Origin of the sequence: Shimwellia blattae DSM 4481 = NBRC 105725 (assembly GCF_000262305.1) — a bacterium.
Classification (GTDB): Bacteria; Pseudomonadota; Gammaproteobacteria; order Enterobacterales; family Enterobacteriaceae; genus Shimwellia; species Shimwellia blattae.
This window is the reverse complement of the sequence record NC_017910.1, coordinates 2,355,079-2,381,592: the sequence shown is the minus strand read 5'-3', so window position 1 is coordinate 2,381,592 and position 26,514 is coordinate 2,355,079. Positions and strand designations below refer to the sequence as shown.

Annotated in this window: 24 protein-coding genes and 2 tRNA genes; 15 read left to right on the top strand and 11 right to left on the bottom strand. The window is 57.5% G+C overall.

Annotated elements, in window-relative coordinates; genetic code table 11:
- The first annotated feature begins 224 nt into the window (after positions 1 to 224).
- From aspS to ruvB, 6 genes are all read left to right on the top strand, one after another.
- Complete coding sequence (gene aspS, locus EBL_RS11235; RefSeq protein WP_002440333.1) at positions 225 to 1,991, top strand: aspartate--tRNA ligase; 1,767 nt, start codon at positions 225 to 227, stop codon at positions 1,989 to 1,991.
- Between the two features lie 5 nt (positions 1,992 to 1,996).
- Positions 1,997 to 2,440 carry a dihydroneopterin triphosphate diphosphatase gene (gene nudB, locus EBL_RS11230; protein WP_002440334.1) on the top strand — a complete coding sequence of 148 codons (444 nt, stop codon included), beginning with the start codon at positions 1,997 to 1,999 and terminating at the stop codon, positions 2,438 to 2,440.
- Positions 2,441 to 2,463: 23 nt separating this feature from the next.
- Positions 2,464 to 3,210, top strand: a complete 747-nt coding sequence (locus EBL_RS11225; protein ID WP_002440335.1) for a YebC/PmpR family DNA-binding transcriptional regulator — start codon at positions 2,464 to 2,466, stop codon at positions 3,208 to 3,210.
- Between the two features lie 101 nt (positions 3,211 to 3,311).
- Positions 3,312 to 3,833 carry a crossover junction endodeoxyribonuclease RuvC gene (ruvC, locus tag EBL_RS11220; protein ID WP_002440336.1) on the top strand — a complete coding sequence of 174 codons (522 nt, stop codon included), beginning with the start codon at positions 3,312 to 3,314 and terminating at the stop codon, positions 3,831 to 3,833.
- A 74-nt stretch (positions 3,834 to 3,907) separates the two neighbouring features.
- Positions 3,908 to 4,519, top strand: a complete 612-nt coding sequence (gene ruvA / locus EBL_RS11215; protein ID WP_002440337.1) for a Holliday junction branch migration protein RuvA — start codon at positions 3,908 to 3,910, stop codon at positions 4,517 to 4,519.
- A gap of 8 nt (positions 4,520 to 4,527) precedes the next feature.
- Entirely contained in the window at positions 4,528 to 5,541 is a 1,014-nt protein-coding gene (gene ruvB / locus EBL_RS11210; protein WP_002440338.1) for a Holliday junction branch migration DNA helicase RuvB, read from the top strand.
- A 50-nt stretch (positions 5,542 to 5,591) separates the two neighbouring features.
- On the opposite strand, the gene znuB is transcribed toward ruvB, so the two are convergent.
- Together znuB and znuC are read right to left on the bottom strand one after the other, a co-directional pair.
- Complete coding sequence (znuB, locus tag EBL_RS11205; RefSeq protein WP_002440339.1) at positions 5,592 to 6,377, bottom strand: zinc ABC transporter permease subunit ZnuB; 786 nt, start codon at positions 6,375 to 6,377, stop codon at positions 5,592 to 5,594.
- Positions 6,370 to 7,128 (bottom strand): zinc ABC transporter ATP-binding protein ZnuC, encoded by a 759-nt coding sequence (gene znuC / locus EBL_RS11200; RefSeq protein ID WP_002440340.1) that lies wholly within the window; start codon positions 7,126 to 7,128, stop codon positions 6,370 to 6,372. The genes znuB and znuC overlap by 8 nt, the downstream gene beginning before the upstream one ends.
- 79 nt (positions 7,129 to 7,207) lie before the next feature.
- Between znuC and znuA the strand changes: the two genes are divergently transcribed.
- From znuA to lpxM, 3 genes are all read left to right on the top strand, one after another.
- Complete coding sequence (znuA, locus tag EBL_RS11195) at positions 7,208 to 8,152, top strand: zinc ABC transporter substrate-binding protein ZnuA (protein WP_002440341.1); 945 nt, start codon at positions 7,208 to 7,210, stop codon at positions 8,150 to 8,152.
- 15 nt (positions 8,153 to 8,167) lie between these two features.
- Complete coding sequence (gene mepM, locus EBL_RS11190; protein WP_002440342.1) at positions 8,168 to 9,496, top strand: murein DD-endopeptidase MepM; 1,329 nt, start codon at positions 8,168 to 8,170, stop codon at positions 9,494 to 9,496.
- A gap of 147 nt (positions 9,497 to 9,643) precedes the next feature.
- Complete coding sequence (gene lpxM, locus EBL_RS11185) at positions 9,644 to 10,612, top strand: lauroyl-Kdo(2)-lipid IV(A) myristoyltransferase (protein ID WP_002440344.1); 969 nt, start codon at positions 9,644 to 9,646, stop codon at positions 10,610 to 10,612.
- Positions 10,613 to 10,656: 44 nt separating this feature from the next.
- On the opposite strand, the gene pyk is transcribed toward lpxM, so the two are convergent.
- Positions 10,657 to 12,099, bottom strand: a complete 1,443-nt coding sequence (gene pyk, locus EBL_RS11180; protein ID WP_002440345.1) for a pyruvate kinase — start codon at positions 12,097 to 12,099, stop codon at positions 10,657 to 10,659.
- 170 nt (positions 12,100 to 12,269) lie between these two features.
- Positions 12,270 to 13,139: a MurR/RpiR family transcriptional regulator gene (locus EBL_RS11175; protein ID WP_002440346.1), complete on the bottom strand. Its 870-nt coding sequence runs from the start codon at positions 13,137 to 13,139 to the stop codon at positions 12,270 to 12,272.
- 369 nt (positions 13,140 to 13,508) lie between these two features.
- Between EBL_RS11175 and zwf the strand changes: the two genes are divergently transcribed.
- The 3 genes from zwf to EBL_RS11160 all read left to right on the top strand — a co-directional run bounded on the left by zwf (position 13,509) and on the right by EBL_RS11160 (position 17,733).
- Positions 13,509 to 14,984 carry a glucose-6-phosphate dehydrogenase gene (gene zwf / locus EBL_RS11170; RefSeq protein WP_002440347.1) on the top strand — a complete coding sequence of 492 codons (1,476 nt, stop codon included), beginning with the start codon at positions 13,509 to 13,511 and terminating at the stop codon, positions 14,982 to 14,984.
- A gap of 236 nt (positions 14,985 to 15,220) precedes the next feature.
- Positions 15,221 to 17,032, top strand: a complete 1,812-nt coding sequence (edd, locus tag EBL_RS11165) for a phosphogluconate dehydratase (RefSeq protein ID WP_002440348.1) — start codon at positions 15,221 to 15,223, stop codon at positions 17,030 to 17,032.
- A 59-nt stretch (positions 17,033 to 17,091) separates the two neighbouring features.
- A complete protein-coding gene (locus EBL_RS11160) occupies positions 17,092 to 17,733 on the top strand; it encodes a bifunctional 4-hydroxy-2-oxoglutarate aldolase/2-dehydro-3-deoxy-phosphogluconate aldolase (RefSeq protein WP_002440350.1) in 642 nt (213 codons plus the stop codon).
- A 48-nt stretch (positions 17,734 to 17,781) separates the two neighbouring features.
- On the opposite strand, the gene purT is transcribed toward EBL_RS11160, so the two are convergent.
- Entirely contained in the window at positions 17,782 to 18,960 is a 1,179-nt protein-coding gene (gene purT, locus EBL_RS11155; RefSeq protein ID WP_002440352.1) for a formate-dependent phosphoribosylglycinamide formyltransferase, read from the bottom strand.
- A gap of 133 nt (positions 18,961 to 19,093) precedes the next feature.
- On the opposite strand from purT, the gene EBL_RS11150 reads away from it, so the two are divergent.
- Both EBL_RS11150 and EBL_RS11145 read left to right on the top strand, forming a co-directional pair.
- On the top strand, positions 19,094 to 19,405 hold the full coding sequence (locus EBL_RS11150; RefSeq protein WP_002440353.1) for a YebG family protein: 312 nt from the start codon (positions 19,094 to 19,096) through the stop codon (positions 19,403 to 19,405).
- 177 nt (positions 19,406 to 19,582) lie between these two features.
- On the top strand, positions 19,583 to 21,640 hold the full coding sequence (locus EBL_RS11145) for a prolyl oligopeptidase family serine peptidase (protein WP_002440358.1): 2,058 nt from the start codon (positions 19,583 to 19,585) through the stop codon (positions 21,638 to 21,640).
- 6 nt (positions 21,641 to 21,646) lie between these two features.
- On the opposite strand, the gene exoX is transcribed toward EBL_RS11145, so the two are convergent.
- From exoX to EBL_RS11130, 3 genes are all read right to left on the bottom strand, one after another.
- On the bottom strand, positions 21,647 to 22,312 hold the full coding sequence (gene exoX, locus EBL_RS11140; protein WP_002440359.1) for an exodeoxyribonuclease X: 666 nt from the start codon (positions 22,310 to 22,312) through the stop codon (positions 21,647 to 21,649).
- A gap of 22 nt (positions 22,313 to 22,334) precedes the next feature.
- Positions 22,335 to 23,063 (bottom strand): carbon-nitrogen hydrolase family protein, encoded by a 729-nt coding sequence (locus EBL_RS11135; protein WP_002440361.1) that lies wholly within the window; start codon positions 23,061 to 23,063, stop codon positions 22,335 to 22,337.
- Positions 23,064 to 23,185: 122 nt separating this feature from the next.
- A complete protein-coding gene (locus EBL_RS11130; protein ID WP_002440363.1) occupies positions 23,186 to 23,419 on the bottom strand; it encodes a DNA polymerase III subunit theta in 234 nt (77 codons plus the stop codon).
- Between the two features lie 226 nt (positions 23,420 to 23,645).
- Here EBL_RS11130 and EBL_RS11125 point away from each other — a divergent pair, with 226 nt between their 5' ends.
- Positions 23,646 to 24,461 carry a Cof-type HAD-IIB family hydrolase gene (locus EBL_RS11125; RefSeq protein WP_002440365.1) on the top strand — a complete coding sequence of 272 codons (816 nt, stop codon included), beginning with the start codon at positions 23,646 to 23,648 and terminating at the stop codon, positions 24,459 to 24,461.
- Between the two features lie 113 nt (positions 24,462 to 24,574).
- Here EBL_RS11125 and EBL_RS11120 read toward each other — a convergent pair.
- The 3 genes from EBL_RS11120 to mdtK form a co-directional block, all read right to left on the bottom strand.
- Positions 24,575 to 24,651, bottom strand: a tRNA-Val gene (locus tag EBL_RS11120).
- 14 nt (positions 24,652 to 24,665) lie between these two features.
- A tRNA-Val gene (locus tag EBL_RS11115) sits at positions 24,666 to 24,742 on the bottom strand.
- Positions 24,743 to 24,902: 160 nt separating this feature from the next.
- Positions 24,903 to 26,276: an MdtK family multidrug efflux MATE transporter gene (gene mdtK / locus EBL_RS11110; protein ID WP_002440366.1), complete on the bottom strand. Its 1,374-nt coding sequence runs from the start codon at positions 26,274 to 26,276 to the stop codon at positions 24,903 to 24,905.
- Positions 26,277 to 26,514: the final 238 nt, after the last annotated feature.

Here is a 26,514-nt window from a genome sequence, read left to right as displayed (position 1 = left end):
CCGGGAATGACAGCGATGGCATTTACAATATTCGTTAGTTTTTGTGAGAATAGTTGATATCGTGCGCAGCAAACGCGCAGTCAATCCGGTGGTGGACTTATCTCTGGGGGGAATTTCCAGTATAATAGCCGCCTTTTCAATCCAGTTACGTCATTCAGTCTGGCCGTGGCTATGCCGCCTGAAGAGCAGGTTTGTGCGGCCAGCGGCTGATTAAGGAATATCTCATGCGTACACAATACTGTGGGCAGCTCAATCTGTCCCATGTAGGGCAACAAGTGACTCTGTGTGGTTGGGTCAATCGCCGTCGCGATCTCGGTAGCCTCATTTTTATCGATATGCGTGACCGTGAGGGCATTGTTCAGGTCTTTTTTGACCCGGATCGTCAGGACGTTTTCAACCTTGCCTCTGAGCTGCGTAATGAGTTTTGCATCCAGGTCACCGGTACTGTGCGTGCACGCGATGAAAAAAACATCAATGTGGATATGGCCACCGGTGAGGTGGAAGTCTTTGCAACCGGTCTGAACATTATTAACCGTTCGGAGCCGCTGCCACTGGACTCAAACCACGTCAATACCGAAGAGGCGCGCCTCAAGTACCGCTACCTGGATCTGCGTCGCCCGGAAATGGCCCAGCGCCTGAAATCCCGCGCGAAGATCACCGCGTTTGTGCGCCGCTTTATGGACGAGCACGGCTTCCTGGATATCGAAACGCCGATGCTCACCAAAGCCACCCCGGAAGGTGCCCGTGACTATCTGGTGCCAAGCCGCGTTAACAAAGGCAAATTTTACGCGCTGCCGCAGTCCCCTCAGCTGTTTAAACAGCTGCTGATGATGTCTGGCTTTGATCGCTACTATCAGATTGTTAAGTGCTTCCGCGATGAAGACTTACGTGCTGACCGCCAGCCGGAATTTACCCAGATCGATGTGGAAACCTCCTTTATGACCGCCCCTCAGGTGCGCGAGATTATGGAAGAGATGGTCCGCGGTCTGTGGCTGAACATCCAGGGCGTTGATCTGGGCAAATTCCCGGTGATGACCTTTGCCGAAGCCGATCGTCGCTACGGGTCTGATAAACCAGACCTGCGTAACCCGATGGAGCTGGTGGATATTGCCGATCTGGTTAACGCGGTTGAGTTTAAAGTGTTCTCCGGCCCGGCGAATGATGCCAAAGGCCGCGTGGCGGCGCTGCGGGTGCCGGGCGGTGCCCAGCTGAGCCGTAAACAGATTGATGAGTACGGTAAATTTGTTGAGATTTACGGTGCCAAAGGTCTGGCCTGGATGAAAGTGAATGAGCGCGCTAAGGGGCTTGAAGGGGTTAACAGCCCGGTAGCCAAGTTCCTGAATGCGGAGATCGTTGAGCAGATCCTGGCCCGCACCGGCGCGCAGGATGGCGATATTATCTTCTTCGGTGCCGATAATGGCCGTATCGTTTCCGACGCAATGGGCGCCCTGCGCCTGAAAGTGGGCAAAGATCTGGCCATTACCGACGAGTCCCGCTGGGCTCCGCTGTGGGTGATTGATTTCCCGATGTTTGAAGATGACGGCGAAGGCGGCCTGACGGCGATGCACCACCCGTTCACCGCCCCGCGCGATATGACCCCGGAAGAGCTCAAAGCCCAGCCGGAAACGGCGATCGCCAATGCCTACGATATGGTTATTAACGGGTACGAAGTTGGCGGCGGCTCTGTGCGTATCCATAATAATACTATGCAGCAGACCGTGTTCGGGATCCTGGGGATTAACGAGCAGGAGCAGCGTGAGAAATTCGGCTTCCTGCTGGATGCCCTGAAATTCGGGACACCGCCGCACGCCGGTCTGGCTTTCGGCCTTGATCGCATCACCATGCTGTTAACCGGCACCGATAACATCCGTGATGTGATTGCGTTCCCGAAAACCACCGCAGCCGCGTGCCTGATGACGGACGCCCCGAGTTTTGCTAACCCGGTCGCGCTGAACGAGCTGGGTATCGCTGTTGTGAAGAAAGGCGAATAACGGAAATGGCCTGGAAGCGACCCGTTTCGGTGCTGGTGGTGATATTTGCCCGGGACACGAAGCGGGTGCTAATGTTGCAGCGGCGCGACGATCCTGATTTCTGGCAGTCGGTTACCGGCAGCCTGGAAGAGGGGGAAAGCGCGCTGCAGGCTGCGCAGCGCGAAGTAAAGGAAGAGGTCGCTATTGATATTGCTGCAGAGCATTTGTCCTTAGTTGACTGCCAGCGCTGCGTAGAGTTTGAGATTTTTACTCATTTGCGTCATCGCTATGCGCCGGGAGTGGTGCGTAATACAGAGTACTGGTTCTGTCTTGCGCTCCCTCATGAACGCCAGGTTGAGATCAGTGAGCATCTTGCCTGGTTCTGGGCAGACGCCGCACAAGCCGCAGCGTTAACCAAATCATGGAGTAACCGGCAGGCGATTGAAGAGTTTGTGATTGATGCCGCCTGAAACAGGCGTTTTTGGAGATATTTATGGCAGGTCATAGTAAATGGGCCAACACAAGACACCGCAAAGCGGCACAGGATGCTAAACGCGGTAAGATTTTTACCAAAATCATTCGCGAGCTGGTTACCGCTGCGCGTCTGGGTGGTGGTGATCCGGATGCCAACCCGCGTCTGCGCGCGGCGGTAGATAAGGCGCTGTCTAACAACATGACGCGCGACACGCTCAACCGCGCTATTGCCCGCGGTGTGGGTGGTGACGATGATGCGAACATGGAAACCATCATCTATGAAGGCTACGGCCCGGGTGGCACCGCCGTTATGATCGAGTGCCTGAGCGATAACCGTAACCGTACCGTAGCGGAAGTGCGCCACGCGTTCACCAAATGCGGCGGCAACCTCGGGACCGGCGGCTCTGTTGCCTATCTGTTCAGCAAAAAAGGCGTTATCTCTTACGCCCCGGGTGTTGATGAAGACGCCGTTATGGAAGCCGCTCTGGATGCGGGCGCGGAAGATATCGTGAACTACGATGATGGCGCCGTTGACGTCTACACCGCCTGGGAAGAGCTGGGTAAGGTTAAAGACAAGCTGGACGCCACAGGCCTGGTGGCAGAAAGCGCCGAAGTGGCTATGATCCCGTCCACCAAAGCGGATATGGACGCAGAAACCGCACCGAAACTGATGCGGATGATCGACATGCTGGAAGACTGCGACGACGTGCAGGAAGTTTACCATAACGGTGAAATTTCTGACGAAATCGCCGCCATGCTGGACTGATTCCGGCAGCAAAAATCACCCGCAGCGCGGGGTGATAACGACATTAAGGACGGCTGCAATCCTCCGGGGGCGCAGCCTTCTTATTTACGACGGAAGGTAACATGGCGATCATTCTTGGTATCGACCCGGGATCGCGGATTACCGGCTATGGCGTGATCCGCCAGACCGGCAGGCAACTGGCCTATCTGGGAAGCGGCTGCATTCGCACCCAGGTGGTGGACTTACCCTCGCGGCTGAAACTTATCTACGCCGGGGTATCGGAGATCATTACCCAGTTTCAGCCCGACTATTTTGCTATCGAGCAGGTCTTTATGGCCAAAAACGCAGACTCCGCCCTGAAACTGGGCCAGGCGCGTGGCGTGGCGATTGTCGCGGCGGTTAACCAGGATCTTCCGGTATTTGAATATGCGGCCCGCCAGGTCAAACAGACCGTTGTCGGGATCGGGAGTGCGGAAAAAAGCCAGGTGCAGCATATGGTGCGCACATTGCTGAAGCTCCCGGCCAACCCCCAGGCCGATGCGGCCGATGCGCTGGCAATTGCTATTACCCACTGCCATGTCAGCCAGAATGCGCAGCAGGTGAGCAGCAGCCGGCTGAATCTGGCCCGCGGCCGGTTAAAATAATTAAGGCTGGATAAACATCCAGCCTTTTTTATATCATAGGGCTTTATTCTTCCAACCCGGAACAGGAACATAACGTGATAGGTCGCTTAAGAGGTATCGTCATTGAGAAACAGCCCCCCCTGGTATTGCTGGAGGCGGGCGGTGTCGGCTATGAAATCCATATGCCAATGACCTGTTTCTATGAGCTGCCGGAGCTGGGCCAGGAGGCCACGGTGTTCACCCACTTTGTGGTGCGTGAAGATGCACAGCTGCTGTTTGGCTTTAGCAGCAAGCAGGAGCGCACCCTGTTCCGTGAGCTTATCAAAGTTAACGGTGTCGGGCCGAAGCTGGCGCTGGCTATCCTGTCCGGGATGTCTGCCCAGCAGTTTGTGAATGCGGTAGAGCGCGAAGAACCGGCATCGTTAGTCAAATTACCCGGCATTGGTAAAAAGACCGCCGAGCGGCTGGTGGTGGAGATGAAAGACCGCTTTAAAGGCATGCACGGGGATCTGTTTACCCCGGCGGCCGATCTGGTGCTGACATCTCCCGCCAGTGCCGCGGCCGACGACGCGGAAGCCGAAGCGGTTGCCGCCCTGGTCTCCCTGGGGTATAAACCGCAGGAAGCCAGCCGGATGGTCAGTAAAATTGCCCGGCCAGAGGCTGACAGTGAAACCCTGATCCGCGAAGCATTACGCGCGGCGTTGTGAGGTAGAGGATGATAGAAGCAGACCGTCTGGTCTCCGCAGATACCCTGACCGTTGAGGATATTGCGGACCGGGCCATCCGCCCGAAGCTGCTCAGTGAATATGTGGGGCAGCCCCATGTGCGCGCTCAGATGGAGATCTTTATCGAGGCTGCCAGGCTGCGCGGCGATGCCCTTGACCATCTGCTGATTTTCGGCCCGCCGGGGCTGGGTAAAACCACCCTGGCAAATATTGTGGCTAATGAGATGGGGGTGAACCTGCGCACCACTTCCGGGCCGGTGCTGGAAAAAGCCGGCGATCTGGCGGCCATGCTGACCAACCTTGAACCGCACGACGTGCTGTTTATTGATGAAATTCACCGCCTGTCGCCGGTGGTGGAAGAGGTGCTGTATCCGGCAATGGAAGATTACCAGCTGGATATTATGATTGGCGAAGGGCCCGCTGCCCGCTCGATTAAAATTGATCTGCCGCCATTTACCCTGATTGGCGCCACCACCCGGGCAGGCTCGCTGACTTCGCCGCTGCGCGATCGCTTCGGTATTGTCCAGCGTCTGGAGTTTTACCAGGTGGCGGATTTGCAGCATATCGTCGGGCGCAGCGCCAGCTGCCTGGGGCTCACCATGGATGAAGCCGGGGCGCTGGAAGTGGCAAAACGCGCCCGGGGAACGCCGCGTATCGCGAACCGCCTGCTGCGCCGGGTGCGGGACTTTGCCGAAGTGCGCTATAACGGAGAAATCTCCGCAGAGGTTGCCGCCCAGGCCCTGGATATGCTGAATGTGGATGTGGAAGGCTTTGACTATATGGACCGCAAACTGCTGCTGGCGGTGCTGGACAAGTTTATGGGCGGCCCGGTAGGGCTGGATAATCTGGCGGCGGCTATCGGTGAAGAGCGGGAGACCATCGAAGATGTACTGGAGCCCTTCCTGATTCAGCAGGGATTCCTGCAGCGCACCCCGCGCGGGCGTATGGCAACGGCCCGGGCCTGGCAGCACTTCGGTATTGCCCCTCCGGGTGGGGGAGAGTAACCATCCACTAAAAAGCCGCCATCAGGCGGCTTTTTGCTGTGGTGTAACCGTTATACCGGCTGTTTGCGCCCCATACTGAGGATAAACAGCACTGCGGCACACAGCACCACTGACGGGCCCGCAGGGGTGTCATAGAAGGCGGAGAACGTCATCCCTCCGGTGACCGCCAGCATACCGGTAACGACCGCGATAGCGGCCATCTGCTCAGGGGTGCGGGCAAAGCGGCGCGCGGTGGCCGCCGGAATAATTAACAGCGAGGTGATAATTAACGCCCCGACAAATTTCATCGCCACCCCGATGGTCAGCGCGGTAACCAGCATCAGCAGCAGTTTTACCCGCTGTAATTTCACCCCGTCCACAAAGGCCAGATCCGGGCTGATTGTCATCGCCAGCAGGTTACGCCACTGCCAGGTGAGCACGGCCAGCACGATTATCACGCCGCCACCAATGCCCGGCAGATCTTCCGGGGTCACCGCCAGCAGATCGCCAAACAGGTACGCCATCAGATCAACGCGCACGTCGGTCATTAAGCTCACCACCACCAGGCCAAGAGACAGAGCGCTGTGGGCGAGGATCCCCAGCAGAGTATCGATGGCCAGCTGGGGGCGCTTTTCCAGCCAGACCAGCCCCACCGCCAGCAGCAGGGTCACAGCGATCACCGTCCAGAACGGGTTAACATTCAGCAGCAGGCCAAATGCCACCCCCAGTAAAGAGGCGTGAGACAGGGTATCGCCAAAATAGGACATGCGCCGCCAGACCACAAAAGATCCCAGCGGCCCGGCGGCACAGGCCAGCATGATCCCGGCCAGCCAGCCGGGCAACAGCAATTCAATCATGGGTTCCGTTCTCTCTGCGCAGTACGATATGGCCGCGTAAATCGTGGCGATGGTTGTGATTGTGGCGGTAAATGCCCAGCTGCTCCGCGCCGCGGATGCCGAACATGGCCTGGAATTCCGGGTGGGCAGAGACCACCTCAGGCGCACCGGAACAGCAGATATGGTGATTCAGGCAGAGCACTTCGTCGGTTTTGGCCATCACCAGGTGCAGGTCGTGAGAGACCATCAGCACGCCGCAGTTGAGCTCATGGCGCAACTGGTTAATCAGATCATACAGCGCCAGCTGGCCGTTTACGTCCACCCCCTGGGTGGGCTCATCAAGCACCAGTAACTGCGGCTGGTTGAGCAGGGCCCGGGCCAGCAGCACCCGCTGGGTCTCCCCGCCGGAGAGTTTTTGCATCGGGGCGTCAATCAGATGGGCCGCCTGCACGCGCTTCAGGGCGGGCAGCAGATCGGCTTTTTTCACCCCGGGCCGCAGGCGCAAAAAACGCCCGACCGTCAGGGGCAGGGTGACATCAAGGTGAAGTTTTTGCGGGACATAGCCGATACGCAGTTTTTTTTCCCGGGTAATAACGCCGGAATTGGGGGTTATCAGGCCCAGAACGATACGCACCAGCGTCGACTTCCCGGCACCGTTCGGCCCAAGCAGGGTCAGGATGCGGCCCGGTTTCAGCGCCAGCGAAATATTGGAAAGCACAGGTCGTGACCCGAAGGAGAGAGACACCTTTTCCAGAGTAACCAAATTAGTCATTTACATTTACAGGCTTGCAAGAGTAGTCGAATGTTATAATATCACAATACTTATCCAACACCGGGGTTTATTTCGCATTATGACACATAAAAATACGTTTCTTTACGCTGGGCTTAGCGCTGCACTGTTAATGGGGAGCGCGTTTGCCGCTCAGGCGACAGTGGTGACCTCAATCAAGCCGCTGGGGTTTATCGCCTCGGCAATTACTGACGGCGTAACGGACACCCAAACCCTGCTGCCTGATGGCGCATCAGCACATGATTACGCACTGCGCCCGTCTGATGTAAAACGCTTACAGGACGCCACTTTAGTGGTATGGATTGGGCCCGAAATGGAGAGCTTTATGACCCGCACCGTCAGCCAGATGCCAGCCCCTAAACAGCTAACGCTGACGGCGCTTACGCCGGTGAAATCGTTACTGATAAAAGGCAGCGATGATGACGGTGATGACCATCACGGCCATAACCATGATACCGAAAACCGTGATGAAGATCACCATCATGGTGAATACAATATGCACATCTGGATGTCACCAGAGATAGCGCGCCGGTCGGCGGTTGCAATCCACGATAAATTAGTGGAACTTATGCCGCAAAATAAAGCCAAACTTGACGCCAACCTGCAGGCGTTTGAGGCAAACTTAGCAAGCACCGATCAACAGATCACAAAAGAGCTGGCGCCGTTGAAAGGCAAGGGGTATTTCGTTTTCCATGATGCCTATGGCTACTACGAAAAACACTACGGTCTGACGTCCCTCGGGCACTTCACCGTTAACCCGGTCATTCAGCCTGGTGCTCAGCGTTTACATGAAATCAGGACACAGCTGGTTGAGCAAAAAGCCGTCTGCGTTTTTGCTGAGCCGCAGTTCAGGCCAGCCGTTATTGAAGCTGTTGCCAGGGGAACCAGTGTGCGCATGGGAACCCTTGATCCGTTAGGAACGGCCATTAAACCGGGCAAAGAGAGTTATATGCAATTCCTGACCCAACTGGCGAACCAGTATCAAAGCTGCCTGAAAGGAGAATAACGAGGAAGTGAATACGTGCAACAGATAGCCCGCGCTGTCGCCCTGGCGTTTAACAATTTGCCAAGACCCCACCGTGTTATGCTGGGGTCCCTTTCAGTTCTTACTCTGGCCGTCGCTGTATGGCGGCCTTACGTTTACCACCCGGACAGCACTCCACTGGTGAAGGCCATTGAGCTGCACACCAGCGAAAGGCGCGCGCTGCTGCCGGAAGCCAGTGAACCCATTGACCAGACCGCCGATACCGACGAGGGCGACGATACGCTGCCCCAGGATGAGCTGGACGACAAATCCACCGGTGCTGATACCGGGCATGATTATGTGGTGTCCAGCGGCGATACGCTGAGCAGTATTCTGAACCAGTACGGTATTGATATCGGCGATATCACCCGCCTGGCTAATGCCGACAAAGATCTGCGTAACCTCAAAATTGGCCAGCAGCTGACCTGGACGCTGAACAGCGACGGGGACTTACAGCAACTGACCTGGGAGATGTCGCGCCGTGAAACCCGGGTGTATGAGCGCACCACCAGCGGCTTTAACGTAAACCGCGAAACCCAGCAAGGGGATTGGGTGAACAATGTGCTTAATGGCCGGGTTGGGTCGAGCTTTGTCACCAGCGCCCGTAATGCCGGGCTGACCAGCAATGAGGTGAGCGCGGTGATTAAGGCCATGCAGTGGCAGATGGACTTTCGCAAACTGCGTAAAGATGATCAGTTCTCGGTGCTGATGTCCCGGGAAATCCTCGCCGGTAAGCGCGAGCAGAGCCAGCTTCTGGGTGTGCGCATCCGGGCCAGCGGCAAAGATTACTATGCCATCCGCGCCGAAGACGGGAAATTCTATGACCGCAACGCCTCCGGGCTGGCGAAGGGCTTTTTACGCTTCCCGACGGTGAAGCAGTTCCGGGTCTCTTCGAGCTTTAACCCCCGGCGTCTGAACCCGGTAACCGGGCGCATTGCCCCGCACCGGGGGGTGGATTTTGCCCTGCCGCAGGGTACGCCGGTGCTGGCGGTGGGCGATGGTGAAGTGGTGGTGGCAAAACGCAGTGGCGCGGCCGGTAACTATGTGGCTATCCGTCACGGGCGCAGCTACACCACCCGCTATATGCACCTGAAGAAACTGCTGGTGAAACCCGGCCAGAAGGTCAAGCGCGGTGAGCGTATCGCGCTGTCCGGCAATACCGGGCGCTCTACCGGGCCGCATCTGCATTATGAAGTGTGGATCAACCAGCAGGCAGTGAACCCGCTGACGGCGAAACTGCCGCGTAGTGAAGGGCTGACCGGGAGCGATCGTCGCGATTACCTGGCGCAGGTTTCCGAAGTGGTTCCTCAGCTGACACTGAACTGATTGTCCGGATTCGTCTGACTCTCTGAAAGCCGGTGCCCGGGCACCGGCTTTTATTTTGTCGGCCCGTCATCCAGCCGCTAAAATAGCCCATCAGATGATGCAAACCAGAATAAGTAAAGGATTGAGCGGCGCAGGCCGGAACTAAGCATGGCACAAGAAAAAAAATCCCACAGCGAATTTATCCCGCAGTTTCAGCGTGCGTTTTTTCATCCGCGTTACTGGGGCTCCTGGCTGGGTATCGCGGCATTTGCCGGTCTGGCGCTGACACCGCCGGGCTTTCGCGACCCCCTGCTGGGGCGGATTGGCCGTATCGCCGGGCGGCTGGCAAAAAGCGCCCGTCGCCGGGCGCAGATCAATTTGCTCTACTGCTTTGCAGATAAAAGCGAAGCGGAGCGGGAAGCGATTATCGACCAGATGTTCGCCACCGCCCCCCAGGCCATGTGTCTGATGGCGGAGCTGGCAATGCGCGGGCCGCAGCGGGTTCTGCCCCGGGTTGACTGGCATAACAAAGAGATTATTGATGCCATGCACGAGGGCGGGGAAAATGTGATTTTCCTGGTGCCTCACGGCTGGGGGGTCGATATCCCGGCGATGCTGATGGCCGCGGGCGGGCAAAAAATGTCGGCCATGTTCCACAACCAGAGCAACCCGGTGCTTGATTACGTGTGGAACACCGTGCGGCGCCGTTTTGGCGGCCAGCTCCATGCCCGTAACGACGGGATTAAACCGTTTATCAGCTCGGTGCGGAAAGGGTACTGGGGGTACTACTTACCCGATCAGGATCACGGGGCAGAGCACAGTGAGTTTGTGGCTTTCTTTGATACCTATAAAGCGACGCTGCCTGCCATTGGCCGCCTGATGAAGGTGTGCCGTGCCCGGGTGGTGCCTTTATTCCCGGTCTACAATGGCGATACCCACCGGCTGGATATTTATATCCGCCCGCCTATGGATGACCTGCTGGATGCAGACGATAACACCATCGCCCGGCGGATGAACGAAGAGGTGGAGATATTTGTCCGCCCCCATCCGGAGCAGTACACCTGGATCCTCAAACTGATTAAGACCCGCAAACCCGGGGAGATCCAGCCCTATAAGCGCAAAGATCTCTACCGCTGAAACAATAAAGGGGCCACTGGCCCCTTTGTCATTTCTGCTGGCGATTATTCGACAGTCATGATCCGGGTGGTGTTGGTTGTACCAATAGTACCCATCTCATCCCCCTGGGTGACAATAACCAGATCGCCGGTGACCAGGTAGCCCTTGTCACGCAGCTGATTCACCGCTTTGCGCGCAGCGGCGACCCCGTCGTCGATGCCGTCGAAATAGACCGGGGTCACCCCACGGTACAGGGCGGTCAGGTTCAGGGTGCGCTCATGGCGGGACATGGCGAAAATCGGCAGGCCGGAGCTGATCCGCGAGGTCATAAGCGCAGTGCGGCCGGACTCGGTCATGGTGATGATGGCGGTAATCCCTTTCAGGTGGTTCGCCGCATACATGGCCGACATGGCAATGGCTTCTTCCACATTGTCGAACTGCACATCAAGACGGTGCTTGGACACGTTGATGCTCGGGATTTTTTCCGCCCCCAGGCAGACCCGGGCCATAGCGGCAACGGTTTCAGACGGGTACTGACCGGCTGCGGTCTCTGCGGAAAGCATTACCGCGTCGGTGCCGTCGAGCACGGCGTTCGCCACGTCCATTACCTCTGCACGGGTGGGCATCGGGTTCGTTATCATGGATTCCATCATCTGGGTGGCGGTGATCACCGCCCGGTTCAGACGACGGGCGCGGCGAATCAGGGTCTTCTGGATCCCGACCAGTTCCGGATCGCCAATCTCTACCCCCAGGTCACCACGGGCCACCATGACGACATCGGAGGCCAGAATAATGTCATCCATCGCCTCTTCACTGCTGACGGCCTCGGCACGCTCGACTTTAGCGACGATTTTCGCATCGCAACCCGCATCACGGGCCAGACGGCGGGCATAGTTAAGATCTTCGCCACAGCGCGGGAAGGAGACGGCCAGATAATCCACGCCGATTTTTGCCGCCGTCAGAATGTCCGCTTTGTCTTTTTCTGTCAGGGCTTCGGCAGACAGGCCACCGCCGAGCTTATTAATGCCTTTGTTGTTGGACAGCGGGCCGCCTACGGTGACCTCGGTGAACACTTTCATCCCCTGAACTTCCAGCACCTTCAGCTGTACCCGGCCGTCGTCCAGCAGCAGGATATCCCCGGGTACGACGTCAGCAGGCAGGCCCTTGTAGTCGATACCGACTTTTTCTTTATCGCCTTCGCCTTTGCCGAGGTTGGCATCCAGCAGGAATTTATCCCCGATACTGAGAAAAACTTTCCCTTCCTTAAAGGTAGAGACGCGGATTTTTGGCCCCTGTAAGTCCCCGAGGATGGCCACATTTCGCCCCAGTTTCGCGGCGATTTCACGTACTTTATTGGCACGCAGCTGGTGATCTTCCGGGGTGCCGTGAGAGAAATTCATACGCACCACGTTAGCACCCGCAGCGATAACTTTTTCCAGATTATTATCGCGATCGGTAGCAGGGCCTAAGGTGGTAACGATTTTGGTTCTACGTAGCCGTCTGGACATGTATTACTCCGTTGTCTGACAAAACTTGGTGTTGCATGAACAAAACCGGTTAACAGCGACATCACGGATGTCGGACCGATGATTAACCGAATGAAAAATCATTTTTTGCCATGCCCTGCGGCTTTCAGGTGGCAACCTGTTGAGTTACAACCTGAAAGCCCGTAGAGCGGTTAGCTGTCTTTCCCTGAAGCGGACAGGGTCTTATCAAAACGCGATTCCTTCAGTGCTTCCTTGACCCGCTTCAAGTTATCTCTGAATTTTGCGCCCCGGCGCAGGGTGAACCCGGTCGCCAGGACATCGACCACAGTCAGTTGCGCAAGCCGGGAGTTCATCGGCATATAGATGTCGGTATCTTCCGGCACATTAATAAATATCGGCAGCGTGACCTCCCGGGCGAGGGGGGTATCTTCACCGGTAAGGGCTATCACCATAGCATCATTTTCACGGGCCAGTTTTGCCAGCTCCACCATATGCTTGGTGCGCCCCGAGTGAGAAATCAGCACCACCACGTCGCCGTCGCTGCTGTTCATACAGCTCATGCGCTGTAGCACGGCGTCGTCAGAGTAGACAACCGGCACATTGAAGCGGAAAAACTTATTCATCGCGTCGTGGGCCACCGCAGCCGAGGAGCCTAACCCGAAGAAGGCGATTTTCTTCGCCTGGGTCAGTAAATCCACCGCCCGGTTAATCGCCAGCAGATCCAGGGACTGGTGTACCAGATCAAGGCAGGCCATCGCCGATTCGAAGATTTTACCGGTGTAAGCATCAACGCTATCATCTTCATTAACATTGCGGCTGACATATGGCGTACCATTAGCCAGGCTTTGGGCTAGCTGGAGTTTAAAATCCGGAAACCCTTTGGTTTCCATGCGGCGACAAAAGCGGTTGACGGTGGGCTCGCTAACCCCGGCTTCACTGGCCAGAGCGGCAATACTGAGGTGAATAGCCGTTTGGGGGGCTGATATAATGGCTTCAGCGACTTTGCGTTCTGACTTACTCAGGTGCTCCAGTTGTAACTGGATCTGTTCCAGCATATTCATAAGGCAGGATACTCATTCATAGTCCCGGCTCGCCGCGTATCGGCAAACCGCTGCAGACAGGCAAGAATATACTCCCGCTCCCCGGGAAAGGGAGTGCGCCACCCACAGAATATGTTGTTTTTTTTCATAACATGATCGGTGTCGTATTTCAGTAACGAAAAATCGTGCTGCGCAAAGCACTATTTTTACCATGTATGGTGACTGACATCACGTAAAATGGGCCAGAATATCGATTATCGCGAGCTGGCACGGCGGCATCAGGGGATCTGGGTTTCATGACTACCACAAACCAGATACAGTGAGCCGTAATAAAATTACAAACAGGGCCTGACAATCGGCTGTCAGGAGATCCGAAACGAGGAGAGTAACATGGCGGTAGTGCAAACAGCCCAGGCATGCGACCTGGTTATCTTCGGCGCGAAAGGCGATCTGGCGCGGCGTAAATTATTGCCTTCGCTGTATCAACTGGAAAAGGCGGGTCAGATCAACAAGGAGACCCGGATCATCGGTGTTGGCCGCGCAGACTGGGATAAAGACGCCTATACCAAAGTGGTGCGCGAGGCGCTGGACACCTTTCTCAATGAGAAAATCGACGAAACCCTGTGGGAAACGCTGAGTGCGCGGCTGGACTTCTGTAACCTTGATGTGAATGACGTGAAGGGCTTTTCACGCCTGGCGAAGATGCTCGATCAGGAAAAGCGCGTCACGATTAACTATTTTGCCATGCCGCCCAGCACCTTTGGCGCCATCTGCAAAGGGCTGGGAGCGGCGAAACTGAACGCCCGCCCGGCACGGGTAGTAATGGAAAAACCGCTGGGTAAATCCCTGGCGACCTCCCAGGAGATCAACGATCAGGTTGGCGAATACTTTGACGAGTGCCAGGTCTACCGTATTGACCACTACCTGGGGAAAGAGACGGTCCTCAACCTGCTGGCCCTGCGTTTTGCCAATGCCCTGTTCGCCAATAACTGGGATAACCGCACCATCGACCATGTGGAGATAACCGTTGCCGAAGAGGTGGGGATAGAAGGGCGCTGGGGCTATTTTGATACAGCCGGCCAGATGCGCGACATGATCCAGAACCACCTGCTGCAGATCCTGTGCATGATTGCCATGGCGCCGCCGTCTGATCTCACCGCCGACCATATCCGCGATGAGAAAGTCAAAGTGCTGCAGTCTCTGCGCCGTATCGATCGCAGTAATGTGCGTGAGAAAACCGTGCGCGGCCAGTACACCGCGGGCTTTGTTCAGGGGCAGAAAGTGCCCGGGTATCTGGAAGAAGAGGGCGCGAACAAAACCAGCAACACCGAAACCTTTGTGGCTATCCGGGTGGATATCGACAACTGGCGCTGGGCGGGGGTGCCGTTCTACCTGCGTACCGGCAAACGCCTGCCCACCAAGTGCTCTGAAGTGGTGGTCTACTTCAAGTGCCCGGTAATGAACCTCTTTAAAGAGTCCTGGGCTGAGCTGCCCAATAACAAGCTGACCATCCGCCTGCAGCCTGATGAAGGGGTAGATATCCAGATCCTGAATAAAGTTCCGGGCCTGGACCACAAACATAACCTGCAAACGACTAAACTGGATCTGAGCTACTCTGAAACCTTTAATCAGACTCATCTGGCGGATGCCTATGAACGTCTGTTACTGGAGACGATGCGCGGTATCCAGGCGCTGTTTGTGCGCCGTGATGAGGTCGAAGAAGCCTGGAAGTGGGTGGACTCCATTACCGAAGCCTGGGCGCTGGATAACGACGCACCGAAACCGTATCAGGCGGGAACCTGGGGGCCGGTAGCATCCGTGGCCATGATCACCCGTGATGGCCGTTCCTGGAATGAGTTTGAGTGATCTTATCCGGTAAATGCGATGTAAATATTTTACCGGTAACATGATCTGACACAGATTCCGAAAAAATATTTTTAACTAAAGCCCCGTTCTGGATTAACCAGCGGGGCTTTTTTAGTTACACTAGCTGAAGCGATTTTGCCCCTGTGGCCCAGTGAACGTAGTGCTGTAAGTGTTTTATACTGAGAATTGAACGTCCTGGGCCGCCTGCTCCGGCAGAAACTTTATGAGGATCCATTATGAACCCGAATTTGTTACGCGTAACAGAGCGCATTATTGAACGCTCTCGTCCGACTCGTGAAGCCTACCTGGCCCGTATCGAGAAAGCGAAGACCAAAACCGTCCACCGTTCCGAGCTGGCCTGCGGCAACCTGGCCCACGGTTTCGCGGCCTGCCAGCCGGATGATAAAGCCTCGCTCAAGAGTATGTTGCGCAACAATATCGGGATCATTACCGCTTACAACGATATGTTGTCCGCGCACCAGCCTTATGAGCACTACCCGGAGCAGATCCGCAAAGCGCTGCATGAAGTCGGGGCGGTAGCCCAGGTCGCGGGTGGCGTTCCGGCCATGTGTGACGGTGTGACCCAGGGCCAGGACGGGATGGAGCTCTCTTTACTGAGCCGTGAAGTGATCGCCATGTCTGCGGCGGTGGGGCTGTCTCACAATATGTTTGATGGCGCGCTGTTCCTCGGGGTGTGTGACAAGATTGTCCCGGGGCTGGCAATGGCGGCCTTCTCTTTTGGTCACCTGCCTGCGGTGTTTGTTCCCGCCGGTCCGATGTCCAGCGGCCTGCCGAACAAAGAAAAAGTACGTATTCGCCAGCTGTATGCTGAAGGTAAAGTGGACCGCGCTGCCCTGCTGGATGCGGAAGCCGCCTCCTACCATGCGCCGGGTACCTGTACCTTCTACGGTACGGCCAACACCAACCAGATGGTGATTGAATTTATGGGCATGCAGCTGCCGGGCTCCTCGTTTGTACACCCGGACGCCACACTGCGCCATGAGCTGACCGCCGCCGCCGCCCGCCAGGTAACCCGCTTTACCGGCAACGGTAACGAGTGGATGCCGATTGGTAAAATGGTCGACGAGAAAGTGGTGGTCAACGGGATCGTTGCCCTGCTGGCGACCGGTGGCTCTACCAACCATACTATGCACATGGTTGCCATGGCGCGCGCCGCCGGGATCATCATTAACTGGGATGATATCTCTGAAATTTCTGACATCGTGCCGCTGCTGGCGCGTATTTACCCTAACGGCCCGGCAGACATTAACCACTTCCAGGCAGCGGGCGGTATCCCGGTGCTGGTACGTGAGCTGCTCAAAGGCGGCCTGCTGTTTGAAGATGTGCACACCGTGGCAGGCTTTGGCCTGAAACACTACACCATGGAACCCTGGCTGGATAACGGCAAACTGGCATGGCGTGACGGTCCGACCGAATCCCTGGATAAAGACGTGATTGCCAGCCTGGAAAAACCGTTCTCCCACCACGGTGGCACCAAAGTGATGAGCGGCAACCTGGGCCGTGCGGTAATGAAAATCTCCGCCGTACCGGTTGAAAACCAGATTATTGAAGCACCGGCCGTGGTCTTTGAGAGCCAGCACGATGTGCTCCCGGCCTTCGAAGCGGGCGAATTAGACCGCGATTGCGTTGTTGTTGTCCGCCATCAGGGGCCAAAAGCGAACGGTATGCCAGAATTACATAAACTGATGCCGCCACTTGGTGTATTATTGGACCGCCGTTTCAAAGTTGCGCTGGTCACTGACGGGCGCCTGTCCGGTGCCTCTGGTAAAGTGCCGTCCGTTATTCATGTCACCCCGGAAGCCTACGACGGCGGCCCGCTGGCAAAAGTACAAAATGGCGACATGATCCGGGTTAACGGGCAGACCGGCGAGTTGACCTTACTGGTTGATGAGGCGGAGCTCGCAAAACGTGAAGCGTTCCATCCGGACTTCAGCGCTGAGCGCGTGGGAACGGGCCGGGAACTGTTCGGCGCACTGCGTGAAAATATGTCTGGCGCAGAGCAGGGCGCAACGTGCATTAAATTTTGAGTTATCAGCGCCCCCCTGGGGGCGCAACCACTGATTAAATTTACGGGAGAGAGTCTCTGATGAAAAACTGGAAAACAAGTGCGGAACAGATCCTGAAAACCGGTCCGGTCATTCCTGTTATTGTGATTAAAAAACTGGAACACGCGGTACCGATGGCGAAAGCACTGGTTGCCGGTGGCGTGCGCGTTCTGGAAGTGACCCTGCGCACGGAATGTGCCGTAGAGGCTATTCGCCTGATCGCCAAAGAAGTGCCGGACGCGATTGTCGGTGCCGGTACTGTCACCAACCCACAGCAGCTGGCTGAAGTGACCGCCGCAGGCGCGCAGTTTGCTATCAGCCCGGGGCTGACCGAAGCACTGCTGAAAGCCGCTAACGAAGGCCCGATCCCGCTGATCCCGGGTGTTGCCACCGTGTCTGAACTGATGCTGGGTATGGACTACGGTCTGAAAGAGTTCAAATTCTTCCCGGCGGAAGCAAACGGCGGCGTGAAAGCCCTGAAAGCCATTTCTGGCCCGTTCTCACAGCTGCGTATCTGCCCGACCGGCGGTATCTCTCCGGCTAACTACCGCGACTACCTGGCGCTGAAAAGCGTGCTGTGTGTTGGCGGCTCCTGGCTGGTGCCGGACGACGCGATGGAATCCGGTGATTTCGCGCGTATCACCACCCTGGCAAAAGAAGCCGTTGCCGGCGCGAAACTGTAAGTCTCGCCCCTGTCTGAAATCCCCCCGCAATGCGGGGGGATTTTTCTTTTAAGGCAGGATATCGACTGTTGCTGCGGCCTGTCTGGCCCGGACAATCGCCTCCTCGAGCGTCTCCCCACTTGCAAGCGCCACCCCTAAACGACGCGTACCGTTAATCTCCGGTTTGCCGAACAGGCGAATCTGCGTGTCTGCGCCCAGCGCCTCTGCCAGGCGGGCGAATTTAATATTGTCGCTGGTGAGCGTGGGCAGAATCACCGCCGACGCCCCCGGGCCGTACTGGCGGATAGCCCCGACCGGCAGGCCGGTAAAGGCGCGTACATGCAGGGCAAACTCTGACAGGTTCTGGGATATCATGGTCACCATCCCGGTGTCGTGCGGACGGGGGGAGACCTCACTGAAGATAACCTCATCGTCGCAGACAAACAGCTCCACCCCGAACACCCCGTAACCGCCCAGAGCCTCCACCACTTTCGCGGAGATATCCCGGGCCCGGGACAGGGCGAGGGGGCTCATCTGCTGGGGCTGCCAGGACTCGCGGTAATCCCCGTCTTCCTGGCGGTGGCCGATGGGGGCGCAGAAGTGGATCCCGTCTACCGCGCTGACGGTAAGCAGGGTGATTTCGAAATCAAAATTCACAACCCCTTCAACGATCACCCGCCCGGCACCGGCACGCCCGCCTTGCTGGGCGTACTGCCAGGCATCGCTCAGTTGCTCTGCGCGGCGAATAAACGTCTGCCCCTTGCCGGAAGAGCTCATTACCGGTTTTACGATACACGGCAGGCCAATCTCTGCCACCGCCTGGCGAAAGCTGGCTTCGTCACCGGCAAAACGGTAGCGGGAGGTGGGCAGGCCAAGGGTTTCAGCCGCCAGGCGGCGGATACCTTCACGGTTCATGGTCAGGCTTGTGGCCCTGGCGCAGGGCACAACCCGCTGGCCTTTTTGCTCCAGCTCCAGCAGGGTATCGGTGGCGATGGCTTCGATCTCCGGTACGATATAGTCCGGCATCTCCCGGGCGACCAGCGCCTTCAGCGCTTCGCCGTCCAGCATATTGATAACATGGCTGCGGTGGGCAACATGCATTGCCGGGGCATCCGGGTAGCGGTCTACGGCGATGACTTCCAGCCCGAGGCGCTGGCACTCAATGGCAACTTCTTTACCCAGCTCACCGGCACCCAGCAGCATCACGCGCGTGGCTGCCGGGCGTAGCGCGGTTCCCAACATAGACATAATTTCTGTTCCTGGCGTAATTGATGACCGGCGCAGTATATACGAAAACGATTGCGTATAGGGAGTGTTGTTGCCTTGAGCCAGAGCAGATAATTGATTATACTGTATAAAAACACAGTTAATGGAGTCAGTAATGGCCGTTGTCGTCAAGTATGTGGTTATCAGAGAGGGTGAAGAAAAAATGGCTTTCGCCAGTAAAAAGGAGGCTGACGCCTACGACAAAATGCTCGATCTTGCCGCCACCCTGGAGCAGTGGCTTGAACAGGGGCCGGTTGAGCTTGAAGCCCGGCAGCAGGAGGCACTGGCCATGTGGCTGGCAGAGCAGCGGGATACGTTAAGTGCGGTGCTGAAAACCGGCAACCTGCCCGGGGCGGCGGCCAGCACAGCACCCGCAGCGGAGCCCGCCCCGGCCCGCAAGCGCAAAGCCGCCGGAGCCCCGGCTTGAAGTTCTGCCATTTTGTACCAGAGTTTCAGTAACCAGGGTGGGGTAACCCCCCGGCAGGCACACGGATACGTGGTCGCGAGAGTGGAATATAAAACCGGCAAGGTGCACTATACCGCTTACACGGGCAGCCACGGGGCGGCCCGAATATCTGAACTCTGTGTAAATCAGTGAAGCCACATGCCACCAAAAGCAAAAAAAATTCCCCACGCCATGACGCTGCATGGTGAAACCCGCATTGATAACTACTACTGGCTGCGGGACGACACCCGGACTGATCCACAGATACTGAGCTATCTGGAGCAGGAAAATCAGTACGGCAGGCAGATCATGGCCAGCCAGAACGATCTGCGCGACACGCTGCTTGGTGAGATCCTGCAGCGTATTCCCCAGCGGGATGCCTCCGCCCCCTGGGAGAAAAACGGCTACCGCTACCGGCATATTTATGAATCCGGCGGCGAGTACCCGGTCTACCAGCGCCAGCCGGTTGCCACCTGTACCCCGGATGCGTGGGACATTCTGCTTGATGGCAACCAGCGCGCCGCCGGCAGCGAATTCTGGGACATGGGGGGGATGAGCGTCAGCACGGATAACCGGATCATGGCCGTGGCGGAGGACTACCTTTCACGCCGCCAGTACGGGCTGCGCTTTAAGGATCTGGAGAGCGGCAACTGGTATCCGGAAACCCTGGAAAATGTCTCTGCCAGTTTTGTCTGGGCCAATGATGGCGCCACCCTGTATTACATCCGCAAGCATCCGCAAACCCTGTTGCCCTACCAGGTCTGGCGCCACCGGGTAGGGTCGCCTGGCCGTGAGGATACGCTGATTTACGAAGAGCGCGACGAGCGCTATTACGTCAGCCTGAGTAAGTCCACATCGCGCAAATATGTGCTTATCTACCTCTCCAGTACCAGCACCAGCGAAATTCTGCTGCTGGATGCCGACGATCAGCAGGCTGAGCCGGTGAGCTTTCTGCCACGGCGTCACGATCATGAGTACAGTATCGACCACTACCAGCACTGGTTTTATATCCGCTCGAACCGGGAGGGCAAGAACTTCGCCCTGTACCGCTCCCGGGTGGCGGAGGAGAGCGCCTGGAAAACGCTGATTGCCCACCGCCAGGATGTCATGCTGGAGAGTTTTACCCTGTTCAGCCGCTGGCTGGTGCTGGAAGAGCGCGAACAGGGGCTGACCCAACTGCGCTTAATTCACCGCCAGACCCGCGCCGAATCGCGCATCGCTTTTGATGACCCGGCCTACGTGACCTGGGTCGCCACCAATCCGGAGCCCGACACCCCGTGGCTGCGTTACGGATACTCCTCCATGACCGCCGCAGACACCCTGTATGCCCTGAATATGGACACCGGGGAGCGGGTGGTACTCAAACAGCAGGAGGTGCCCGGCTACCAGGCCTGCGATTACCGCAGCGAGCGGTTGTGGGTCCGGGCGGAAGATGGCGCGCAGATCCCCGTCTCGGTGGTGTATCACCGCCGCCATTTTCGCAAAGGGGCCAACCCGCTGCTGGTCTATGGCTATGGCGCATACGGCAGCAGTATCGACGCCGATTTCAGCCCCAGCCGCCTGAGCCTGCTGGATCGCGGTTTTGTAGTGGCGATTGCCCATATCCGCGGCGGCGGCGAGCTGGGCCAGCAGTGGTATGAAGAGGGCAAGCTGGACCACAAAATGAACACCTTTACGGACTACCTGCAGGTGTGTGACGCCCTGCTGGCGCAGGGTTATGGCGACCCCGGGTATCTGTACGGGATGGGGGGCAGCGCTGGCGGGTTACTGATGGGGGCGGTGGTCAATATGCGCCCGACGCTGTTTCGCGGCATCGTGGCCCAGGTGCCCTTTGTGGATGTGCTGACCACCATGCTGGATGAGTCTATTCCGCTGACCACCGGGGAGTATGAAGAGTGGGGCAACCCCAATGAGCCCCGCTGGTATCACTACATCCGCCAGTACAGCCCCTATGATAACCTCACCCCTCAGGAGTACCCGCATATGCTGGTCACCACCGGGCTACACGACTCCCAGGTACAATACTGGGAGCCTGCCAAGTGGGTGGCGAAGCTGCGCGAGATAAAACAGGGGGATAATCTGCTGCTGCTGTGTACCGATATGGACACCGGCCACGGCGGAAAATCCGGGCGCTTCAAATCCTGGGAGGGGGTGGCCCTGGAGTATACCTTCCTGGTGGCCCTGACCCAGGGCACATTACCCGGACACGATGACTGAGCGGCCTCAGGGCTGCTTGTCCAGAAAGTGGCGCAGGGTGGTGCGTAACTCCGGGCTCATGGTCTTGAGGTTGTTCCACATCCAGCGCAGGTAACCGGGATCCTGCCCGGCAACGGTGGCAACCGCCTGCCCGCGGTATTTACCAAACGGCATCACCTCCAGCAGGGCCGGGCGGCCGGTGACATCCACCATCTGCTCCGGCTCCCAGCCGGAAACCTCGATGATCCGCAACATCAAGGCGGCGGTGATATAGCAGTCATACAGCGCCCGGTGCTGGTGCAGGCCCGGGGGCGTTTGCACCTGCAGTTTCAGGCTGTGGTAGAGCCCCATATTGCTGTATTTGATCCCCGGCCACAGGCGGCGGGAGAGCTTCATTGAGCAGATCCAGCTGCCGGGCATGTCCGGCAGTACCCGGCGGTCAAAACTGGCGTTATGGGCGACATAGTAATCGCTGCCGTAATAGCGGGGGATCACCTCTTCAATCCAGGGTTTATCCGCCACCATGCTTTCGGTGATTTTGTGAATAGCCATCGCCTGGTGGGAGATGGGGCGATCCGGGCGTACCAGATCGCTCATGGGGTTCACTATCTGCCCGTCGATAATATCGACGGAGGCCACTTCAACAACGCCACCCTGCAGCCCGCAGGTTTCGGTATCGATAATTCGCAGCATCGGCACTCCGCTGGCAAAAATGCTAGACTAACGGAATGACCTCCCCCTGCCAACCCCGTTCGCTGCGGCGGCTGATAACCAGCAGTTCGCCTTCATCTGCCCGGATAATTAACTGCCCGCGCTCATCCCAGCAGGCGCTGCGCCCGGCGCTGCGGGTGCCATTGACCGACCAGGCGTGGTTGGCCATCAGCACCGGCAGGCGGTATTTATGGGACCAGCGCTGTAAGTGCATGACCTCATGCTGCCAGGAGATTTCAGAAACGATGCGCCCGGTGGTGTATAAATCGACCCCCTGGCTGGCGGCGCTGCGCGGCCAGGACTCATCCTGACCGTCAGAGTTGATACCCAGCGCAAAACTGCGCCCCTGATGGCCGATTACCGGCGCACCGGCGCTGATGTCATCCCACTCTCCGGCCGGTTTATGGCAGGCGGTGCGGGTGCCGTCCGGCATAAATCCCAGCGCCCCGGGCAGGATGCGCCCCCCGTCATGCAGGGGCAGGCCGACAATAATGGTCATCTGGTACTCCTGAGCGGCACGCTGAAGCGGGGCAAGGGCGGTTGCGTTCGGGGTCAGACCGTGTATGGCGGCGCTGCAAGGCGTCAGGCCGGTAAGGGAGTATTCGGGGAAGACCAGCAGATCCACCTGCTCCCGGGCCGCGCGGCGGATAAAGTGCAGGTGGTGGTCGATATTGGCGTTGAGCTCGCCATCATGGCAGCCGTACTGGGCTGCGGCGACATTCCATTGAGTCATCACAGTGCATCCTTTCTGAGTTGTCTGACACCGGTTCCGTGGTGCCGCGAGCCTGTCAGTCAGGCCCGAAGGGTAACGCAAATCATAGCAGATAAATTGTAATAAACTGTCATCCAGAGTGGCTATTTTGTTTTGGGTTCGTAAGGCAGCCGCGACAGGTTAACGGACGCCAGACGATGGGCGATTAAACGCTCACGAAACCAGCCCCGCAGGGCGGCAGGCTGCTCCAGCTCAACCTGATCGGCAATGACCGGCATATTATAACGCTCCTTAAAGGCGACCCCCGCCGCCGCAAGATCGACATTCACTTTGTCCATCTCCTCCTGGGGAAGATCAGCAAGATTATAATTGTCCATAAGGGTCTCCTGTGGTGCTGGTGTAGCGCAGGGCAACACGGTACTGATTCGCAACGCCGATGACAAGCGCTACGGGCAATTTTCGCGAGGATCCCGCCCCCGGGGCCGGGAGAGGGGGCGGCTTTCATATGAAAGTTAACGCGACAGACTAAAATGTGATCGGTATCATATCCGGTACGGGTGGCCGATAACCGGGCCCGGGATCCAAAGGCAGGACAGAGGCAGGATGAAAATTAAACTGATCGCCGTAGATATGGACGGCACATTTCTTGATGATCGTAAGCAGTACGACAAAGCGCGGTTTATGGCCCAGTACCAGGCGATGCAAGCCCGGGGGATTCGCTTTGTGGTTGCCAGCGGCAACCAGTATTACCAGCTGATTTCGTTTTTCCCCGAACTGCGTGACCAGATAGCCTTTGTGGCGGAAAACGGCGCGCTGATTTACGACGGCCCCGAGCGGGTGCGCTATTCCCGGCTATCCCGGCCGGACTACCTGAAAGTGCTGGCGGCCCTGGCGGCCAGCTGCGCGGACAATTACGTGATCTGCGGGCTGAACAGCGCCTGGTATTCCCGCCAGGCCCCTCAGGCGTTTATTGATCTGATGTCCCGGCATTACCACCGCCTGCAGCCGACAGACAATCCGCAGGAGATTGACGATACCATTTTTAAATTCTCGCTGAATCTTCCTGATGAGGATATCCCGCTGCTGATGCGCCAGCTCAGCCACTCGCTTGACGGGGTCATGACCCCGGTCACCAGCGGCTTCGGTTTTGTAGATTTAATTATCCCCGGCTCCCATAAGGGCAGTGGCCTGCAGTGCCTGCTCGACCGCTGGCATATCTCCCCGCAAGAGTGCGTAGCCATCGGCGACAGCGGTAACGACGTCGAGATGCTGAAACTGGTGGGCTACCCGGTAGCCATGGGGAATGGGGCAGAGGCAGTAAAAGATGTTGCCCGTTTTGAAACCCTGAGCAATAACCATGCGGGGGCGCTGCGGGTCATTGATGATGTGCTGAACCAGCGCGGGCTCTTTGCCGGGTAATGATATAACGGATGGTCCGGCCGGGCCGTCCTGAATTCAGGCAGTACAGCGGTGTCAGCGCAGAATAACTGAAGATGAGATAAGTGAGATAAACGCAAGAGTACAGCATGAAATGGTGCGTCCGAGTGGACTCGAACCACCGACCCCCACCATGTCAAGGTGGTGCTCTAACCAACTGAGCTACGGACGCACAATAAGAAGAGATGGTGCGTTCAATTGGACTCGAACCAACGACCCCCACCATGTCAAGGTGGTGCTCTAACCAACTGAGCTATGAACGCATTGCTCTGTAACAACGGGGACGAATATTAGCGACAGCCAGCGATGCTGGCAAGGGGCAACACCGAATTTTCTGTAATAATTCACGCGATTGCCGCAGTTGCGCGCAAAACGGTGAAAAAGCAGCCGCCTGAGGGCGGCTGCACAGGATGTCTTACCGGGTTAGCGGGCGGCGCGTTGCAGAATAAACGCCGGTGGCTGGCGTTGCAGCCAGCGCATACGCAGCATTATCAGAATGGCGGCGCAGGTCAGCCCGATAATAAAGCCTATCCAGAACCCGGCAGGGCCCATCCGCGGTACGACGGCATCGGTCAGCGCCAGGGTATACCCGCAAGGCAGCCCCAGCACCCAGTAAGCCACAAACGTAATGTAGAAAATGGCCCGGGTGTCTTTATAGCCGCGCAGAACCCCGCTGCCAATCACCTGGATTGAGTCAGAGATCTGGTAAATCGCCGCCAGCAGCATCAGCTGAGCGGCCAGGGAGACCACCGCCGGATCCTGGTTGTAGAGCAGGGCAATAGGCTCGCGCAGGCAGATAGTAAAAATCGCGGTCAGGGTCGCCATACACACCCCGACACCCAGCCCCGTCCGGGCTGCGGTTTGGGCATTGGCGGTTGAGCCCTCTCCGAGCCGGAACCCCACCCGGATAGTCACCGCCGCCCCCAGGGACATGGGCAGCACAAACATCAGCGAGCTGAAGTTAAGCGCTATCTGGTGACCGGCCACATCCACAATCCCCAGCGGCGAAACCAGCAGGGCGACCACGGCAAACAGGGTCACTTCAAAAAACAGCGCCAGCGCAATAGGCAGGCCAAGCTGAACCAGGCGTTTGAGCAGGACAGGATTTGGCCCGGTGAATTTTTCCGGCGCGCGGATATCACGCATGGAGCGGGCGTGTTTGATGAAATACAGCATACTGGCGAACATCACCCAGTAGACTGAGGCGGTTGCCACCCCACAGCCCACCCCGCCCAGTTCCGGCATACCGAAATGGCCATAAATAAAGATATAGTTAACGGGAATGTTAATAAGCAGGCCGAGGAAGCCCATCACCATCCCCGGTTTGGTTTTGGCCAGTCCTTCACACTGGTTACGGGCCACCTGGAAGAACAGATAACCCGGCGCCCCCCAGAGCAGCGCGCGCAGGTAGCCGACGGCTTTGTCGGCCAGTTGCGGGTCGATATTATGCATGGCGTGGATGATATACCCGGCATTCCACAGCACCACCATAATCAGAACTGAGGCCATGCCCGCCAGCCAGAAGCCCTGGCGTACCTGTGTTCCCACGCGGTCACGCCGCCCGGAGCCGTTTAGCTGGGCTATCACCGGGGTGAGTGCCAGCAGCAGGCCGTGGCCAAACAGAATGGCCGGCAGCCAGATAGAGGTGCCGATAGCGACAGCGGCCATATCTGTGGCGCTATAGCCACCGGCCATCACTGTATCGACAAATCCCATGGCGGTCTGCGCGACTTGCGCAAGGATCACAGGGATCGCCAGTGCCAGTAGCTGACGAGCCTCGGTAAAATACTTCTGCACGTTACACCTTTATAGTTTTGTTTTTGAAACAGACAATGCATCCGCCCGGCAGGCGGAAGAAAGAATAAAAGAGGGAGATTCGACTCTATTCTAGCGGCAGTTCCTGATTACGCCAGCGAAATAGTCTGCGCCAGCACGGAGTGGCTGGCAACCTTTTTTGCCAACTGTTATTGTGCTGTCTTTGGTGTCTGGCCCGGGGCCGGATCGCGGTATACTCACCGGTATACCGTTATGCAGC